Source organism: Actinomadura sp. GC306, assembly GCF_004348665.1.
Lineage (GTDB): Bacteria > Actinomycetota > Actinomycetes > Streptosporangiales > Streptosporangiaceae > Spirillospora.
This window is the reverse complement of record NZ_SMKM01000154.1, coordinates 1-15,829: the sequence shown is the minus strand read 5'-3', so window position 1 is coordinate 15,829 and position 15,829 is coordinate 1. Positions and strand designations below refer to the sequence as shown.

General features: G+C 72.8%; 19 protein-coding genes. 3 read left to right on the top strand and 16 right to left on the bottom strand.

Going from position 1 to position 15,829, the window contains the following annotated elements:
* Positions 1–210 (top strand): VOC family protein (locus E1200_RS20815; protein WP_207933462.1); only part of this gene is annotated, 210 nt, incomplete at its 5' end.
* Positions 211–231: 21 nt separating this feature from the next.
* Here the strand turns inward: E1200_RS20815 and E1200_RS20810 are convergent.
* The 3 genes from E1200_RS20810 to E1200_RS20800 all read right to left on the bottom strand — a co-directional run bounded on the left by E1200_RS20810 (position 232) and on the right by E1200_RS20800 (position 2,402).
* Complete coding sequence (locus E1200_RS20810) at positions 232–987, bottom strand: AIM24 family protein (protein ID WP_131953729.1); 756 nt, start codon at positions 985–987, stop codon at positions 232–234.
* Positions 988–996: 9 nt separating this feature from the next.
* Positions 997–1,650 carry an AIM24 family protein gene (locus E1200_RS20805; protein ID WP_131953723.1) on the bottom strand — a complete coding sequence of 218 codons (654 nt, stop codon included), beginning with the start codon at positions 1,648–1,650 and terminating at the stop codon, positions 997–999.
* 113 nt (positions 1,651–1,763) lie between these two features.
* Positions 1,764–2,402, bottom strand: a complete 639-nt coding sequence (locus tag E1200_RS20800; protein WP_243708725.1) for an AIM24 family protein — start codon at positions 2,400–2,402, stop codon at positions 1,764–1,766.
* A 68-nt stretch (positions 2,403–2,470) separates the two neighbouring features.
* Between E1200_RS20800 and E1200_RS20795 the strand changes: the two genes are divergently transcribed.
* Positions 2,471–2,866, top strand: coding sequence for an ABC transporter permease (locus E1200_RS20795; protein ID WP_131953722.1), 396 nt, complete (start codon positions 2,471–2,473; stop codon positions 2,864–2,866).
* Between the two features lie 115 nt (positions 2,867–2,981).
* Here the strand turns inward: E1200_RS20795 and E1200_RS20790 are convergent, their stop codons facing one another.
* On the bottom strand, positions 2,982–3,650 hold the full coding sequence (locus E1200_RS20790) for a response regulator transcription factor (RefSeq protein ID WP_131953721.1): 669 nt from the start codon (positions 3,648–3,650) through the stop codon (positions 2,982–2,984).
* A complete protein-coding gene (locus tag E1200_RS20785; protein ID WP_243708724.1) occupies positions 3,647–4,831 on the bottom strand; it encodes a histidine kinase in 1,185 nt (394 codons plus the stop codon). The genes E1200_RS20790 and E1200_RS20785 overlap by 4 nt, the downstream gene beginning before the upstream one ends.
* 149 nt (positions 4,832–4,980) lie before the next feature.
* Here E1200_RS20785 and E1200_RS20780 point away from each other — a divergent pair, with 149 nt between their 5' ends.
* Positions 4,981–5,562 carry a hypothetical protein gene (locus tag E1200_RS20780; RefSeq protein WP_131953720.1) on the top strand — a complete coding sequence of 194 codons (582 nt, stop codon included), beginning with the start codon at positions 4,981–4,983 and terminating at the stop codon, positions 5,560–5,562.
* A 90-nt stretch (positions 5,563–5,652) separates the two neighbouring features.
* Here the strand turns inward: E1200_RS20780 and E1200_RS20775 are convergent, their stop codons facing one another.
* From E1200_RS20775 to E1200_RS20725, 11 genes are all read right to left on the bottom strand, one after another.
* Positions 5,653–6,009, bottom strand: a complete 357-nt coding sequence (locus tag E1200_RS20775) for a metal-sulfur cluster assembly factor (protein ID WP_131953719.1) — start codon at positions 6,007–6,009, stop codon at positions 5,653–5,655.
* Complete coding sequence (sufU, locus tag E1200_RS20770; RefSeq protein WP_131953718.1) at positions 6,006–6,464, bottom strand: Fe-S cluster assembly sulfur transfer protein SufU; 459 nt, start codon at positions 6,462–6,464, stop codon at positions 6,006–6,008. Before sufU ends, E1200_RS20775 begins: the two co-directional genes overlap by 4 nt.
* 90 nt (positions 6,465–6,554) lie before the next feature.
* Positions 6,555–7,874 (bottom strand): cysteine desulfurase, encoded by a 1,320-nt coding sequence (locus E1200_RS20765; protein WP_131953717.1) that lies wholly within the window; start codon positions 7,872–7,874, stop codon positions 6,555–6,557.
* On the bottom strand, positions 7,871–8,635 hold the full coding sequence (gene sufC / locus E1200_RS20760; protein ID WP_131953716.1) for a Fe-S cluster assembly ATPase SufC: 765 nt from the start codon (positions 8,633–8,635) through the stop codon (positions 7,871–7,873). Before sufC ends, E1200_RS20765 begins: the two co-directional genes overlap by 4 nt.
* A gap of 29 nt (positions 8,636–8,664) precedes the next feature.
* Positions 8,665–8,982: a bifunctional 3-phenylpropionate/cinnamic acid dioxygenase ferredoxin subunit gene (locus E1200_RS20755; protein WP_131953715.1), complete on the bottom strand. Its 318-nt coding sequence runs from the start codon at positions 8,980–8,982 to the stop codon at positions 8,665–8,667.
* Positions 8,979–10,127, bottom strand: a complete 1,149-nt coding sequence (sufD, locus tag E1200_RS20750; protein ID WP_131953714.1) for a Fe-S cluster assembly protein SufD — start codon at positions 10,125–10,127, stop codon at positions 8,979–8,981. The genes E1200_RS20755 and sufD overlap by 4 nt, the downstream gene beginning before the upstream one ends.
* On the bottom strand, positions 10,127–11,539 hold the full coding sequence (gene sufB / locus E1200_RS20745; RefSeq protein WP_131953713.1) for a Fe-S cluster assembly protein SufB: 1,413 nt from the start codon (positions 11,537–11,539) through the stop codon (positions 10,127–10,129). Before sufB ends, sufD begins: the two co-directional genes overlap by 1 nt.
* Positions 11,536–12,273, bottom strand: coding sequence for a metalloregulator ArsR/SmtB family transcription factor (locus E1200_RS20740; protein ID WP_243708726.1), 738 nt, complete (start codon positions 12,271–12,273; stop codon positions 11,536–11,538). The genes sufB and E1200_RS20740 overlap by 4 nt, the downstream gene beginning before the upstream one ends.
* Before the next feature lie 213 nt (positions 12,274–12,486).
* Entirely contained in the window at positions 12,487–13,425 is a 939-nt protein-coding gene (locus E1200_RS20735) for a universal stress protein (protein ID WP_243708723.1), read from the bottom strand.
* Positions 13,422–14,879 carry an amino acid permease gene (locus E1200_RS20730; protein WP_207933460.1) on the bottom strand — a complete coding sequence of 486 codons (1,458 nt, stop codon included), beginning with the start codon at positions 14,877–14,879 and terminating at the stop codon, positions 13,422–13,424. Before E1200_RS20730 ends, E1200_RS20735 begins: the two co-directional genes overlap by 4 nt.
* Positions 14,876–15,829 (bottom strand): carbamate kinase (locus E1200_RS20725; protein ID WP_243708722.1); only part of this gene is annotated, 954 nt, incomplete at its 5' end. The genes E1200_RS20725 and E1200_RS20730, both read right to left, overlap by 4 nt.

Below are 15,829 nucleotides of genomic sequence, written 5' to 3'. Positions count from 1 at the left end.
GTCCTCGGGGGCGGCGGCGAGCCGGTTTCGTCCTGGACGACGACGTTCGCGGTCGAGGACGCCGACGCCGCGGTCCGCGCGGTCCGCGACGGCGGCGGCACGGTCGACGCGGAGCCGGCGGACAGCCCGTACGGCCGGTTCGCCGCCGTCCGCGACCCGTTCGGGGTGCCGTTCAACGTGATGACGCCCGCACCGGAAGCCGGCACGTGACCGGGGCGGGGCGTCCCCGGGTCAGCTCTGGCGCTCGGCGGCGAGCCGCTGGGAGATCGTCTGGTGGAGCCGCTGCAGCCCGGACGTGCCGACCAGCCCGATCTGCCCTTCGAGGTCGCGCAGCAGGACGTCCTCGTTCATCACGACCTCCGACGACTGCATCAGCACGGTGCCGGCGCCGGTGAAGTCGAACTGGTGCTCCTCACCGGACCGCCCGCCGATGCCGAACGCCATCCGCGCGGCGCCGAACGCGCCGCGCATGTAGCCGTGGTCGTAGTGGTGGCACGGCGAGGGGCAGTCGGCCCAGCCGAGCAGCGCCTGCGGGTCGACCCTGATGGGCGGCTCCACGAAGTGGACGGGGCCGTTGGAGGCGGCGACGAACCGCCCCGTGCCGATCAGCGTCAGGAACCCGGGGATGATCGACTGCTTGAGCTCCAGGCCCGGCTCGAAGGCGAGGAGGTTACCGGCCCGGACGGTGAGGTTGCCGTCGTCGAGGTCGAAGGAGTTGACGTCGAGGCCGCGGTCGGCGAGGAGCAGCTTGCCCTGCCCCTGCGCGACGATCCAGTCCTGCGCGTACAGCGGGGAGTTGAAGGTGTGCGCGACGAGGGAGTCAAGCGGCCCGGCGGACAGCGCCTCGAACCTGATCTGCCCGTAGTAGGCGATCATCTTGCCCTTCTGCGCGAACCACTGCCCGTTGAGGTCGACGCTGAAGGCGTAGGGGTTGACGTTGTCGTTGGCCGGGAGCGTCCCGGCGTTCCACGTCTGCGTGCCGAACATGTCCACGGGTCAGATCTTCCTCTCACTGGCCTGGACGTAGACGACGCCCGTACCGCTCAGCTGGAGCTGGAAGCCCTCGCCGGAGCCCCGCCCGATCATGTCGCGCAGCCCGACCGCCGTGGTGAGCCTGTTCTCCACCTGGCCGCGGTGCGCGACGTACGCCTGCGGGTCGACGTGCACGGGACGCTGCGGGTGGATCGGCATCTCCATCACACCGCCGTGCGACAGCAGCGCGCAGGAGCCGTGGCCCATGAGCGTCGTGGTGAACAGGCCCTGCCCGGTGACCGCGCCCCGGACCATGCCCCGCACGCCGCCCTGCTCGCCCATGAACATCGTCCCCACCTGGAGGGACGCGTCGTGCACCAGGAGCCGGTCGGCCTCGGCGTAGAGGGTGTCGGCACCGTTCAGGTCGACGACGGTGACCTCCAGCCCGCCGTGCCCGAACAGGACGCTGCCCTGGCCGGTGACGTGCATCATCGCGGAGCGCTCGCCGGCGACGGCGCGCCCGATCGTGCCGCCGATGCCCTGCCCGGCGGTCGCGGTCGGGGTGAACGACACCGCCCCCGTGTAGCCGAGCATGGCGCCGCGCTTGCTGTAGACCTCCTGGCCCGGCCCGATCGGCACCTGGAGCATCTTCGAGTTGATCGCTTGATAGCCCGGCATCTATACCTCCCGAGGGGGGACGACCCCCCACGCCCCGCCAGCCGACTCCGTCGGCATCTTCACCTCCCGAGGGGGGACGACCCCCCACGCCCCCCGAGCCGACTCCGTCGGCATCAGATCTCCAGAATCCCGCCGCGTTCGGCGGGCTGGACGTACACCAGCCCATGTCCCGAGTACCGGAACTGCACGCTCTCCCCCGACCCCTGGCCGAGCACCGTGCGCCAGTTGACGTCGGTGACCACGTCCTGCTGGAGCTGCCCGTGGTGGCAGACGTAGGCGTGCGGGTCGACGCACAGCGGCGTCTGCGGATTCACCTCCAGCGCGATCGCCGGGCCGTCGGACAGGATCGCGACCGTGCCGTGCCCGTCGACCTTGGTCGTGGCGAGGCCCTGGCCGGTCCCCATCCCGCGCAGCCCGACGAAGTGGACCCCGGTCTGCAGGGTCCCCTCAAGGGCCAGCAGGCTCTCCGACTCCACGAACAGCGTGTCGCCGGTGAGCTGGACGAGCGTCACCTCGGCCGCCTCGTGCGCCAGGTGGACCGTGCCCTGCCCGGTGACCTCCATGAGGGTCATGCCCTCGCCGGCGATCCTGCGCTTGAGGGCGCCGCGCAGGCCCTCGCCGCCGGTCATGCCCTGCCGCTTGAACGCCATCTCGCCCTCGTAGGCGACCATGGACCCGTTCAGCGCCCTGATGGTCTCGCCCGCGAGGTCGACGGCGAGCATCTTCGAGCCGTTCATCCGAAACTGCGCCACGAAGCGAGAAGATACAGGCCCGGCGCGTTGGCGGACGCCTCGCCCTCGGATCGGAGAGGATGAGCACCATGTGGATCGCTCCCGAACGCCGCAGTCTCGGCCGGTGGGCCGTACCCGGGCTCGTGCTGAGCGCCGGAGTGGTGGTCGGGGCCGTGCTCGCCGCCGACGGGCGGTCCGGGACGGCCCTCGTCGCGCTCGCCGCCCTCGCCGGCTACGCGGCCTACCTCGCCTACCGGCGCAACGAGCCCGCGCTGCCGCTCAGCGAGGGCTTCGGGTCCGGCACCCGGGCCCGCGCCCATCTGCGGGCCGCCGCGATGACCGGGGACGTGCTGACCGTCGCGGTCGTGGGCGCCCTGATCGTCCAGGCGCTGCGCGGCGCCGATATCACGGCCTACGCCTGGCTCGCCGCCCTCGCGGGCGTCACCTACCTGCTGTCCGCCCTCGCCGGCGGCCGGGGCCTGTGAGCCGCGCGTTTCCCCCGCCGTCCCGGTGGGCGGACGGCGGCCCCGGCGCCGTCCGGCCGGGCGGCGGCGCCGCCGGCCTGTCCCGCTGAGATCGTCCCTGCGGCGCCGGACGGCCTCAGGGGTCCTCCCGGGGCGACCCGGCCCCCGTGACGCCGGTCTGGGCCGTCTCCTGGGCGAGGATGGCGGCCTGGACGCGGCTGGTGAGCCCGAGTTTGCCGAGGATGCGGCTGACGTGCGTCTTGGTCGTCGTCTCGGCCATGTTCAACCGGTCCGCGATCTGCCCGTTCGACAGGCCCTCGCCGAGGCAGGCGAACACCTCCCGCTCGCGCGGCGTGAGGTCGGCCAGGCCGGGCGGCTCCGCCGGGGACGCCGGCCGGGCCGCGAAGGCGCCGATCAGCCGCCGGGTGACCCGCGGCGCGATGATCCCCTCCCCCGCCGCGACGGTCCGCACCGCCTCCACCAGGTGGTCGGCGTCGACGTCCTTGAGCAGGAACCCGGCGGCGCCCGCCCGCAGCGCGCCGAACACGTACTCGTCCATGTCGAAGGTCGTCAGCACCAGCACGTCGGTGAAGCCCGCGATCTCCCGGGTCGCGGCGATGCCGTCCAGCCGGGGCATGCGGACGTCCATCAGCACCACGTCCGGGCGCAGCTCGCGGGCCATCGCCACCGCCTCCGCCCCGTCGGCCGCCTCCCCGGCCACCCGGACGCCCGGGGCCGCGCCGAGGATCAGCACCAGGCCCGCCCGCACCGCCGCCTGGTCGTCGGCGACCAGCACCTCGATCATGACGTCCGCTCCGCGGCGTGCAGGTCGACCGGCAGCTCGGCGTGCACCCGCCACCGGTCGCCGTCCGGCCCCGCCTCGAACCGCCCGGCGAGCATCGCCGCGCGCTCGCGCATCCCGACCAGCCCGCTGCCCGTGCCCGGCAGCCGCGGCGCGTCGCGCCCGAGCGGGCTCACCACGTCGATCACCACGCTGCGCCGCCCGTACTCCACGCGGACGTCCGCGCGGCCCGGCCCGGCGTGCTTCAGCGCGTTCGTCAGCGACTCCTGGACGATGCGGTAGGCGGCCAGCTCGACCGCGGCGGGCAGCTCGGCCGGCTCCCCGGCGATCTCCAGCTCCGCCGCCAGGTCCGACCGCGCCGTGTGCCGCACCAGCGGCTCCAGCTCCGTCAGCCGGGGCCGCGCCGCGGGGTCCGCGCCGTTGCCCTGCCGCAGCAGCCCGATCATGCGGCGCATCTCGGCGAGGCCCCGCACGCTGTTGTCCCGGATGACCTCCATGGCCCGTGCGACCTCCGCCGGGTCGAGGTCGCGCACCTTCAGCACGGCCGAGGAGTGCAGCGCCACGGCGCTCAGGTGGTTGGCGACCACGTCGTGCAGCTCCCGGGCCATCCTGGCACGCTCGGCGTTCACGGCGGCGAGCCGGTCCATCTCGGCCAGCCGCGCCACCTGCTCGGCGCGCTGGCGCTCCGACTCCGCCCGGAAGCGGTGCTCCCGGACCGCCATCGCGGTCAGCACCGGGCCCACCCACACCAGGCCGGCGACCGCGCCGCCCACGACGCCGTTGCCGAACCGGCCCAGCGCGATCCAGAGGCCCGCCGTCACCGCCAGCGACGCCAGGACGGTCGTCCCGAGCAGCCACTCCGCCGTCCGGCGCCGCCCGTACAGGCCCGCCGCGTACAGCGCGTCCCCGTAGATCATCGCGGTGGCGATGCTCGGGCCGATGACCACGTCGGCGAAGTTGAACGGGGTCGCCAGGGCCAGCCCCGCCAGCGGCGCGGTCCGCCGCAGCAGCATCGTCGAGCACAGCCCGAGCAGCGGGACGAGACGCACCCACACCGAGGGGTTCCACGACTCGGGCGACCACACCGTGTAGCCGCGCACGGCGAGCATCAGCAGCCCGCCCGCCAGGGCGGCCGCGGCGATGAGCGCATCCTGGCGGGTCGTGAGGCGTCGGACCGTGTCCACGGTTACATCTCAGCATCCCCGCGGGGGTCCGCGCTCCCCCCGGGAGAGGACGGCCCTGTACTTCCTTCGGACGACCCGCGAAACCTCACACCGGACGACGCCGCCGCTGCGGCACCGCGCGATCCTGGAGTGAGCCGAAAGGACACCACGTGCTCATCGCGATAATCGTCGCCTGCGAGATCGGCTTCTGGGTGGTGCTCGGCGCCGGGCTCCTCGCCCGCTACCCGCTGCGGCTGCGGCGGACCGGCGCGGCGCTCCTGCTGTGCGTCCCGCTCATCGACCTCGTCCTGCTCGCCGCCACGGTGCTCGACCTGCGCGGCGGCGCGACCGCCGGCACCGGGCACGGCCTGGCCGCCGCCTACCTCGGCTACTCGGTCGCGTTCGGCCACAGCATGGTGCGCTGGGCGGACGAGCGGTTCGCGCACCGCTTCGCCGGCGGCCCGCCGCCGCGCGGGAGGCCGAAGTACGGCCGGGCGCGCACCCGCTACGAATGGCGGGAGTTCGGCAAGGCGGCCCTCGCCACCGCCATCGCCTGCGGGCTCCTGCTGGCGATGATCGTCCTGGTCGGCGACCCCGACCGCACTGCGGCCCTCCTCGCCTGGCTCGGCCGCCTCGGCACGGTGCTGGCGATCTGGTCGATCTGGCCCATCAGCCACACCTTCTGGCCGGCGAAGCCCAAGGAGCCGGCCGCGGCGTCCCCGCCGCCCGCGGAGCACGCCGCGCGGAAGTAGGCGCGCAGGCGAAGGGGCCGCGCCCCGAACCGGGGTGCGGCCCCTTTCCGCCGCCGATCCGCGCCGGACGCGCGCGGCGGGTGATGCGGATCAGATGTTGAAGCCGAGGGCGCGGAGCTGGTCGCGGCCGTCGTCGGTGATCTTGTCGGGGCCCCACGGCGGGAGCCACACCCAGTTGATCTTGACGTCCTGGACCAGGCCCTCCAGCGCGCTGTGCGTCTGGTCCTCGATCACGTCGGTGAGCGGGCACGCGGCGCTGGTCAGCGTCATGTCCAGCGTGGCGACCTCGTCGTCGAGGTTCACGCCGTACACGAGGCCGAGGTCGACGACGTTGATGCCGAGCTCCGGGTCGACGACGTCCTTCAGGGCCTCCAGGATCTCCTCCTCGGGCACGGTGCCCGTGGTGGAGCCCGTGGTTGGCGAGTCCGTGGTGGGTGAGTCGGTCATGATGCCTCTCCGAGTGCGCGGGCGGTCGCGTCCTTCCACGCCATCCAGGCGAGCAGGGCGCATTTGATCCTGGCGGGGTACTTGGAGACCCCGGCGAAGGCGATGGCGTCCTCCAGGACGTCCTCGTCGAAGTCGGCGTCCCGGCCGCGCGACTGCATCAGCGCCAGGAACTCCTCACCGACCGCCATGGCCTCCTTGACGGACTTCCCGATCAGCAGCTCGGCCATCACCGAGGCGCTGGCCTGGCTGATCGAGCAGCCCATGGCGTCGTAGGAGACGTCGGCGACCGTGGCGTCCCGGCCGTCGCCGGACAGGTGGACGCGCAACGTCACCTCGTCACCGCACGTCGGGTTGACGTGGTGCGCCTCCCCCTCGAACGGGTCCCGCAACCCCTTGTGCTGGGGGTTGCGGTAATGGTCCAGGATGACCTCCTGGTACATCGCCTCCAGCTGCATGGCGTCCTTTCAAGCCTTTGTCACTACAACCGGGCCCCGGCCCAGGGTGTTCCGCGGTCCTGCCAGGGGCGCCTCACACGGCCCCCGGGGTCATGAGGTGCCGAAGAACTTCTGGGCCTGCCGCACCCCGTCGGCGAGGGCGTCCACGTCGGCGAGGGTGTTGTAGAGGTAGAACGTCGCGCGGGTCGTCGCCGGGATGCCGAAGCGGCGGCAGATCGGCCACGCGCAGTGGTGGCCGACGCGGACCTCGACGCCCAGGTCGTCGAGGACCTGCCCCACGTCGTGCGGGTGGATGTCCTCGACGGTGAACGACACGGCGCCGCCGCGGGCCTCGGTGGTGCCGGGCCCGATGACCCGGACGCCGGGGATCTCGGTGAGCCGCTCCAGCGAGTAGGCGACCAGCGCCTCCTCGTGCGCGTGCACGCGGTCCATGCCGATCTCGGCGAGGTACTCGCACGCCGCGCCGAGGCCGATCGCCTGCGCGGTCATCGGAACCCCCGCCTCGAACCGCTGCGGCGGCGGCATGAACGTCGACTCCTCCAGCCGGACGACCTCGATCATCGAGCCGCCGGTGATGAACGGCGGCATCGCCTCCAGCAGCTCCGACCGGCCCCACAGGACGCCGATGCCGGTCGGGCCGAGCATCTTGTGGCCGGAGAACACCAGGAAGTCGGCGCCCAGCGCGGCCACGTCCACGGGCTGGTGCGGCACGGACTGCGCGGCGTCCAGCAGCACGAGCGCCCCCACCGCGTGGGCGCGCTCCACGATCAGGTCGATCGGCGGGACGGTGCCCAGCACGTTCGACTGGTGCGTCACCGCGACGATCTTCGTGCGCTCGTTGACGAGGCCGTCCAGGTCGGCCAGGTCGAGCCGGCCCTCGTCGGTGATGCCGAACCAGCGCAGCGTCGCCCCGGTCCGCCGGCAGAGCTGCTGCCACGGGACGAGGTTGGCGTGGTGCTCCATCTCCGACACCACGATCTCGTCGCCGGGGCCGACCGCGAACCGCGCCGCCTCCGGGCCCGCGGTCACGGCGTTGCTCATCGCGTACGCGACGAGGTTGATGCCCTCGGTGGCGTTCTTGGTGAACACGATCTCACCGGGCGTCGCGCCGACGAACCGGGCGATCGACGCGCGGGCCTGCTCGTACGCCTCGGTCGCCTCCTCGGCCAGCAGGTGCGCGCCCCGGTGCGGCGCCGCGTTGTGCCGCTCGTAGAACTCCCGCTCGGCGTCCAGCACCCGCAGGGGCTTCTGCGACGTCGCGCCCGAGTCGAGGTACACCAGCGGGCGCCCGCCGCGCACCGTGCGCTGCAGGAGCGGGAAGTCCTTCTTCAGCTCCTCCGGCAGCAGGGCCGCGCTCACCCGCGGCGCGGCCTCCGCCGGCGCCCCCTGGGGCGCTCCGCTCGGTGTCATAGGGCCGCGCCCGCCTTGGTGTACTTCTCGTAGCCCTCTTCCTCCAGCTCGTCGGCCAGCTCGGGCCCGCCCTCGGCGACGAGGCGGCCGGCGGAGAAGACGTGCACGAAGTCCGGCTTCACGTACCGCAGGATGCGCGTGTAGTGCGTGATGAGCAGGACGCCGGTGTCGCCGGACGCGAACCGGGTGATGCCCTCTGAGACGACCTTGAGGGCGTCGACGTCGAGGCCCGAGTCGGTCTCGTCCAGGATGGCGACCTTCGGCTTGAGCATCTCCAGCTGCAGGATCTCGTGCCGCTTCTTCTCACCGCCGGAGAAGCCCTCGTTCAGGCTGCGCTGCGCGAACGCGGGGTCGATGGCGAGCGCGTCCATCGCCTGCTTCATCTCCTTGGAGAACTCGCGCAGCTTCGGCGCCTCGCCGCGGACGGCGGTGACGGCCGAGCGCAGGAAGTTCGACACCGACACGCCCGGCACCTCGACCGGGTACTGCATCGCGAGGAACAGCCCGGCGCGGGCCCGCTCGTCGACCGACATGGCGAGGACGTCCTCGCCGTCGAGCGTGACGGACCCGGACGTCACCTCGTACTTCGGGTGCCCGGCGATCGCGTACGCCAGGGTGGACTTGCCGGAGCCGTTCGGCCCCATGATCGCGTGGGTCTCCCCGGCCTTCACGGTCAGGTCGACCCCGCGCAGGATCTCCGTCGCGCCGCCGGCGCCCTCGCCGACGGAGACGTGGAGGTCGCGGATCTCTAGCGTGGCCATAAGTGCTCGTGGTTCCTTCGTCGTGGGGCCTAGTCTCCGGCGGCGAGCGACACGTAGACGTCGCCGTCCTCGACCTTGACCTGGTATGTGGCGACCGGCTGCGTGGCCGGCGGGTTGGTGGGCTTGCCGCTGCGCAGGTCGAAGCAGGACCCGTGCAGCCAGCACTCGATGGTGCCGTCGTAGACCTCGCCCTCGGAGAGCGAGACCTCGGCGTGGGAGCAGATGTCGTTGACGGCGTACACCTCGTCGCCGGTGCGCGCGACGGCGACGGGCGTGTCGTCCACCTCGACGGCGATCGCCCCGCCGTCCGGCACGTCGCCCAGCGCGCACACCTTCACGTACGTCATCCGGCCGCTCCCCGGTCGAGCTCCTCCTCGATCGCCTGGACGACCTTGTCGCGGACCTCCGCGACCTCGATGCGCTCGATCAGCTGCCCGAGGAAGCCCCGGACGACCATGCGGCGCGCCTCGTCGAACGGGATCCCGCGCGCCTGCAGGTAGAACAGGTGCTCGTCGTCCAGCCGGCCGGACGCGGAGGCGTGCCCCGCGCCGGCGACCTCGCCGGTGAGGATCTCCAGGTTCGGGACGGAGTCGACCCGCGTCCCGTCGGTGAGGACGAGGTTGCGGTTCAGCTCGTAGGTGTCGGTGCCCTCCGCCTCCGCGCGGATGATCACGTCGCCGATCCAGACGGCGTGCGCGTCCCGGTCCTGCAGCGCGCCGCGGTAGTCGACGCGGCTGCGGCAGTGCGGGACGGCGTGGTCGACCAGGAGGCGGTGCTCCAGGTGCTGGCCGCCGTCGACGAAGTACACCCCGTACAGCTCGGCGTCGCCGCCGGGCCCGTCGTAGGCCACCGACGGGGAGATGCGCACGAGGTCGCCGCCGAGCGAGATGTTGTGCGAGACGAACCGCGCGTCGCGGCCCAGCTTCGCGTGCTGGTGCGACACGTGCACGCCGTCGGCGGCCCAGTCCTGCAGGCTGATCACCGAGAGGCGGGCGCCGTCGCCGACGACGAACTCGACGTTGTCGGCGTAGGTCGCCGACCCGCGGTGCGCGAGCACGACGGTGGCCTCGGCGAACGGCTCCACCACGACCGTGGTGTGGCCGTAGGCGGCCGAGGAGGCGTCCTCGCCGCGCACCCGCAGCACGGTCGGCGCGGAGGCGACCGTCTCCTTCGGCACGGTGACGACGGTGGCGTGCGTGAACGAGTTCCACGCCTGCGCGCTGACGCGGTCGGCGGGCACGTACGCGCGGCCGAGCCGGGCGTCGTCGCGGCCGACGGTCTCGACCGTCACCTCCGGCGCCGCCTCGACCTCGACCAGGACCTTGCCGTGCGGCTCGGCGGTGCCGTTGTGCAGGCCGCGGAGGCGGCGCAGCGGGGTGAACCGCCACTCCTCCTCGCGGCCCGTCGGCACCTCGAAGTCGCCCAGGTCGTAGGACGACCTGTCGTGCAGCGTCGAGAGCGGCCGCTGGTCGGACCGGGTCTCCAGGCCCATCAACCCACGGCTCCTTCCATCTGCAGTTCGATGAGGCGGTTCAGTTCGAGGGCGTACTCCATCGGCAGCTCGCGCGCGATGGGCTCGACGAACCCGCGCACGATCATCGCCATGGCCTCGTCCTCGGTGAGACCGCGGCTCATGAGGTAGAACAGCTGCTGCTCGGACACCTTGGAGACGGTGGCCTCGTGGCCCATCTCCACGTCGTCCTCACGGACGTCGACGTACGGGTAGGTGTCGGACCGGCTGATCTGGTCGACGAGCAGCGCGTCGCACTTGACGGTGGACTTGCTGCGCTCGGCGCCCTCCTGCACCTGGACCAGCCCCCGGTAGGACGTGCGGCCGCCGCCGCGCGCCACCGACTTGGACACGATCGTGCTGGAGGTGTTCGGCGCGGCGTGCACCATCTTGGCGCCGGCGTCCTGGTGCTGGTCCTCGCCGGCGAACGCGATCGACAGGGTCTCGCCCTTGGCGTGCTCGCCGAGCAGGTACACCGCCGGGTACTTCATGGTGACCTTGGAGCCGATGTTGCCGTCGACCCACTCCATGGTGGCGCCCTCGTAGGCGACGGCGCGCTTGGTCACCAGGTTGTAGACGTTGTTGGACCAGTTCTGGATCGTCGTGTAGCGGACGCGGGCGTCCTTCTTCACGATGATCTCCACGACCGCGGAGTGCAGCGAGTCCGACTTGTAGATCGGCGCGGTGCAGCCCTCGACGTAGTGGACGTAGGAGCCCTCGTCCGCGATGATCAGCGTCCGCTCGAACTGCCCCATGTTCTCGGTGTTGATGCGGAAGTACGCCTGCAGCGGGATCTCCACGTGCACGCCCGGCGGCACGTAGACGAACGAGCCGCCTGACCACACGGCGGTGTTCAACGCGGCGAACTTGTTGTCGCCGACCGGGATCACCGAGCCGAAGTACTCCTGGAAGATCTCCGGGTGCTCGCGCAGGCCGGTGTCGGTGTCCAGGAACAGGACGCCCTTCTCCTCAAGGTCCTCGCGGATCCTGTGGTAGACGACCTCGGACTCGTACTGCGCGGCGACGCCGGCGATGAGGCGCTGCTTCTCCGCCTCCGGGATGCCGAGCTTGTCGTAGGTGTTCTTGATGTCCTCGGGGAGCTCCTCCCAGGACGTGGCCTGCTGCTCGGTGGAGCGCACGAAGTACTTGATGTTGTCGAAGTCGATGTCCGACAGATCGGAGCCCCAGGTGGGCATCGGCTTCTTGTCGAACAGCCGCAGGCCCTTCAGCCGCAGGTCGAGCATCCAGCCGGGTTCGTCCTTCTTGGCCGAGATGTCGCGGACGACTTCCTCGTTCAGGCCGCGGCGGGCCGACGCGCCGGCCTCGTCGGAGTCGGCCCAGCCGAACTTGTACCTGTCGAGCCCTTCCAGCTCAGGGTGGGCTGCAGTAGTCATGGGGACGTCCCTCCGGACTCCTCGTTATTTGTGTGTGTTCGTTCGGGGAACCGCTCCCCCGCGTCCCCGCCAGGGGTGACGCTCGCGGCGGGACCCTGCACCTCTCCCGCCCCGGGCAGGGACCGGGAGCTGACGTGGGTGGTGCAGATCCCGTCGCCGTGGGCGATCGTGGCCAGCCGCTGGACCGGCGTGCCCAGCAGCCGGCTGAACGCCTCGGTCTCGGCCTCGCACAGCTGCGGGAACTCCGCGGCGACGTGCGCGACCGGGCAGTGGTGCTGGCACAGCTGCTCGCCGCCGCCCGGCTGCGGCGCCTTGGCGGCGGCGGCCGCGTAGCCGTCGCCCGACAGCGCCTCGGCCAGCGTGCGGACCCGCTGGTGGGGCGGGGCGCCCTGCACGACGGGCCGGTAGCGGCGCTCCAGATCGGCGATCTGGCGCCGGGCGAACTCGGCGACCGCGTGGTCGCCCGCCGTCTCGGCGAGGAACCGCAGCGCGCTGGACGCCAGGTCGTCGTAGGCGTGCACGAACGCGCTGCGCCCCGCGTCGGTGATGGCGAACCACTTGGCGGGACGCCCCCGGCCGCGGCGGGCCTGGGGCGTGCGCGCCTTGCGGACCTCGATCATGCCCTCGGCCAGCAGCGCGTCCAGGTGCCGGCGGATCGCGGCCGGCGTGAGGCCGACCCGCTCCCCCAGCGCGGACGCCGTCACGGGCCCGTGCTCGAGGACCAGCCGCGCCACCCGGGCCCGGGTGTCGCGTTCGGTCCAGGGGCCGGCCGGCGCGGCGCCGGAGCCTGAGTGACCGCGGCCGGACGGCACGCCGGAAGGCCGCGCGGCGGCGGCCCGGGCATGCGTCTGATCCTCGCTCACGTATTTCACAACATCAGTGTGCCGTAATTCCTTCCCGGGAGACACCGGAACGCCGATGTCGTAGCTCACGCAGGTAAGCCTTACCTAACCTGGGAGTTCCCGCCGCCCGGCGGGCCCGCCGGAGCCCGCGCCGCGCGGCAGGACCAGCACCGGGCACGGCGCGGCCCGCACGATCTTGCCGGAACTCTCGCCGAGGAAGACCTTGCGCAGCGGCGCGTCGTGGCTGGAATGGCAGGCCAGCACTTCACCGGGCAGCATATCGACGCCGCCGAGGGCCTTGTCGATCCCGGTCCCGACGGACGTCAGCCGCTCCACCGGCGTCCCGCCGCCGAGGAACCCGGCGGCCTCGCGCAGGTCCTCGTCGGCCTGCGCCACCTGCCGCTCCAGCATGCCGCGAGCGGCCTGGAACCGCGCCGCGAGGCCGGGCGGCCGCAGCACCAGCGTGACCAGGCGCAGCGGCAGGCCGAGGGCCCCGGCGAACCCGGCGGCGGCGCGCAGCGGCTCCTCGACCTCGCGGCGGCGCCAGTACGCGACCGTCATCCGCTCCAGCCCGCCGGGCGCGTGCCCGGCGTAGCCGCGGGGCGCGAGCATCACCGGGACGGGCGAGCCGTGCAGGAGCTGGTCGGCGGTGCTGCCGATGGCGATGCGCCCGCGCCGGCCGCGCGGGGCCGAGCCGATCACGATGAGGCCGGCGCCGATGTCCCCGGCGACCTCGGCGAGCCCGCGGCCGCTGCCCCGGTGCGGGTGGGCGTGCACGGTGATGCCGTCCCGCGGCACCGACAGCTCGCCGAGCCGCCGGGCCCCGCGGTCGAGCGCCTCGTCCGCCTGGTTCCTCAGGAAGGCGACCCATTCTGCGTCCACCCTGCCGGGGCCGTGGGCGGGCCACGGGGGCGGGTAGACGTGCGCGACCGCGAGCGGCGCGCCCGCGCCCCTGGCGACCAGGGCCGCGAGGGCGAGCGCGTCCTCGCCCCGGTCGTCGGGCGAGTAGCCGACGAGGATCCGCATGGTGTCCGGTCCGCTCACGGCGACGTCCTTCCCCGGGGGCCGGCCGCCAGGCGCGAACGGCGGCGCCCGTACAGGAAGTAGGCGGCCAGGCCGACGAGGATCCAGAGCCCGAAGACCGTCCAGGTGATCCCGCCGAGCCCGACCATCAGGTACACGCAGAACCCGACGCCGAGCAGCGGCGTCACCGGGTAGAACGGCACCCGGAAGCCGCGCGGCAGGTCCGGCCGGGTGCGGCGCAGGACGATCACGCCCACGCTGACCAGCGCGAACGCGAACAGCGTCCCGATGCTCGTGGCGTCCACCAGCCGGCCGAGCGGGATCACCGCGGCCAGGATCGAGATGAACAGCGCCACGATGATCGTGTTGGCGACCGGCACGCGCCGCGACGGGCTCACCTTCTGGAAGACGCTCGGGATCAGGCCGTCCCGCGACATCGCGAACAGGATGCGGGTCTGCCCGTACATGACGGTGAGCACGACGCTGGCGATGGCGATCACCGCGCCGAGCGACAGGATGATCGACGGCCACGTCTGCCCGGTCGCGCTGTCCAGCACCCGCGCCAGCGACGCCTCGGACCCGGCGATGTCGAACTCCGTCCAGTGCATCGCCGCGACCGCGGCCAGGGCGACCAGGACGTAGATGACCGTCACCACGACGAGCGAGATGATGATCGCCATCGGCAGGTCGCGGCGCGGGTTCTTGGCCTCCTCGCCGGCGGTGGACGCGGCGTCGAAGCCGATGTAGGAGAAGAACACCCGGGAGCCGGCGGCGCTGAGGCCCGCCCAGCCCATCGGCGCGAACGAGGAGAGGTTCTGCGACCGGAACGCGGTGAACGCGACCGCGCAGAAGAACAGCAGCACGGCGATCTTGAGGACCACCATGACCGTGTTGGCGGTGGCGCTCTCCGACGCGCCGCGCAGCAGCAGGAACGTGGCCAGCAGCACGACGAGCACCGCCGGGATGTTGACGATCCCGCCCTCCCCCGGCGGGCTGGCGACCGCGTCCGGGATCGTGAAGCCGAACGCGCTGTCGAAGAACGCGTTGAGGTAGGCGCCCCAGCCGACCGAGACCGCCGACACCGAGACCGCGTACTCCAGCAGCAGGCACCAGCCGCACACCCAGGCGACGAGCTCGCCGAGAGTGGCGTAGGCGTAGGAGTACGACGACCCGGCCACCGGGATCGTCCCGGCCAGCTCCGCGTACGACAGGGCCGAGAACAGCGCGGTGACGGCGGCGAGGACGAACGACAGCATGACCGCCGGGCCGGCCAGCGGCACCGCCTCGCCGAGCACGACGAAGATGCCGGTGCCGAGGGTCGCGCCGATGCTGATGGCGGTGAGCTGCAGCAGGCCGAGCGTGCGCTTCAGCTCGCCGCCCTCGCCGGACCCGCCCTCGGCGACGATCCGGTCGACCGGCTTGGTCCGGATGAGGCTGCGCGCGAACGAGGAGGCCCCCGCGGTGCCGGCGGTCACGGCGCACCCGCCGGGTGCCAGGCCGCGCCGGGGGTCACGATCGTCCCGGCGGTTCCGGCGAGGATCTCCGCGCACTGGTCGAGCAGCCCTATCCCGGCCATGTCGCCGGTCCGCTCGACGAAGGTCGCGGCGGCCTCCACCTTGGGGCCCATCGACCCGGCGGGGAAGCGCTCGGCGCGCAGCTCGTGCGGGGTCGTGTGGACGATCTCCTCTTCGCGGCCGGTGCCGAAACCGCGCACCACCCGCGGCACGTCGGTGAGGATCAGCAGCGCGTCCGCGTCCATGCTCTCCGCGAGCAGCGCGGCCGTGTAGTCCTTGTCGATCACCGCCTCGACGCCCTCCAGCAGGCCGACGTCGTTGCGCAGGACCGGGATGCCGCCGCCGCCCGCGCAGACCACGATCGTCCCGAGCCGGAGCAGCTCCCTGATCAGCCGGGTCTCGATGACCCGCTGCGGCCGCGGGGACGGGACCACACGGCGCCAGCCGTCCCCGTCCTGCCGGACGGTCCAGCCGTACTCGGCGGCGAGCTTGTCGGCCTCCACCCGGTCGTAGAGCTGCCCGACGAACTTGGCCGGGTCGGCGAACGCCGGGTCCACCGCCGACACCAGCGTCTGGGTGACCATCGCCAGCACCTGGCGGCCGGGCAGCGCGTTCTGCAGCGACTGCAGCATCCAGTACCCGATCATGCCCTGGGTCTCGGCGCCGACGGTGTCCAGCGGGTACGGGCGGGTCAGGCCGGGGTCGTTGAGGCTCTCCAGCGCCAGCACCCCGACCTGCGGCCCGTTCCCGTGCGTGATGATCAGCTCGTGCCGCTCGGCGATCGGCACCAGCGCCCGGACGGCCCGGTCGACGTTGCCGCGCTGCGGCTCGGCGTCGGGCGTCTCCCCGCGTCTGACCAGTGCGTTCCCGCCGAGCGCGACGACGACGCGCATGTCCCCTCCCCCGTGCCC

Excerpts from the sequence above, each read along its gene's own strand:
- E1200_RS20810 (WP_131953729.1), bottom strand. The coding sequence starts at position 987 with ATGTTCGGCACGCAGACGTGGAACGCCGGGACGCTCCCGGCCAACGAC.
- E1200_RS20805 (WP_131953723.1), bottom strand. The coding sequence starts at position 1,650 with ATGCCGGGCTATCAAGCGATCAACTCGAAGATGCTCCAGGTGCCGATC.
- E1200_RS20795 (WP_131953722.1), top strand. The coding sequence starts at position 2,471 with ATGTGGATCGCTCCCGAACGCCGCAGTCTCGGCCGGTGGGCCGTACCC.
- E1200_RS20790 (WP_131953721.1), bottom strand. The coding sequence starts at position 3,650 with ATGATCGAGGTGCTGGTCGCCGACGACCAGGCGGCGGTGCGGGCGGGC.
- E1200_RS20775 (WP_131953719.1), bottom strand. The coding sequence starts at position 6,009 with ATGACCGACTCACCCACCACGGACTCGCCAACCACGGGCTCCACCACG.
- sufU (WP_131953718.1), bottom strand. The coding sequence starts at position 6,464 with ATGCAGCTGGAGGCGATGTACCAGGAGGTCATCCTGGACCATTACCGC.
- E1200_RS20765 (WP_131953717.1), bottom strand. The coding sequence starts at position 7,874 with ATGACACCGAGCGGAGCGCCCCAGGGGGCGCCGGCGGAGGCCGCGCCG.
- sufC (WP_131953716.1), bottom strand. The coding sequence starts at position 8,635 with ATGGCCACGCTAGAGATCCGCGACCTCCACGTCTCCGTCGGCGAGGGC.
- E1200_RS20755 (WP_131953715.1), bottom strand. The coding sequence starts at position 8,982 with ATGACGTACGTGAAGGTGTGCGCGCTGGGCGACGTGCCGGACGGCGGG.
- sufD (WP_131953714.1), bottom strand. The coding sequence starts at position 10,127 with ATGGGCCTGGAGACCCGGTCCGACCAGCGGCCGCTCTCGACGCTGCAC.
- sufB (WP_131953713.1), bottom strand. The coding sequence starts at position 11,539 with ATGACTACTGCAGCCCACCCTGAGCTGGAAGGGCTCGACAGGTACAAG.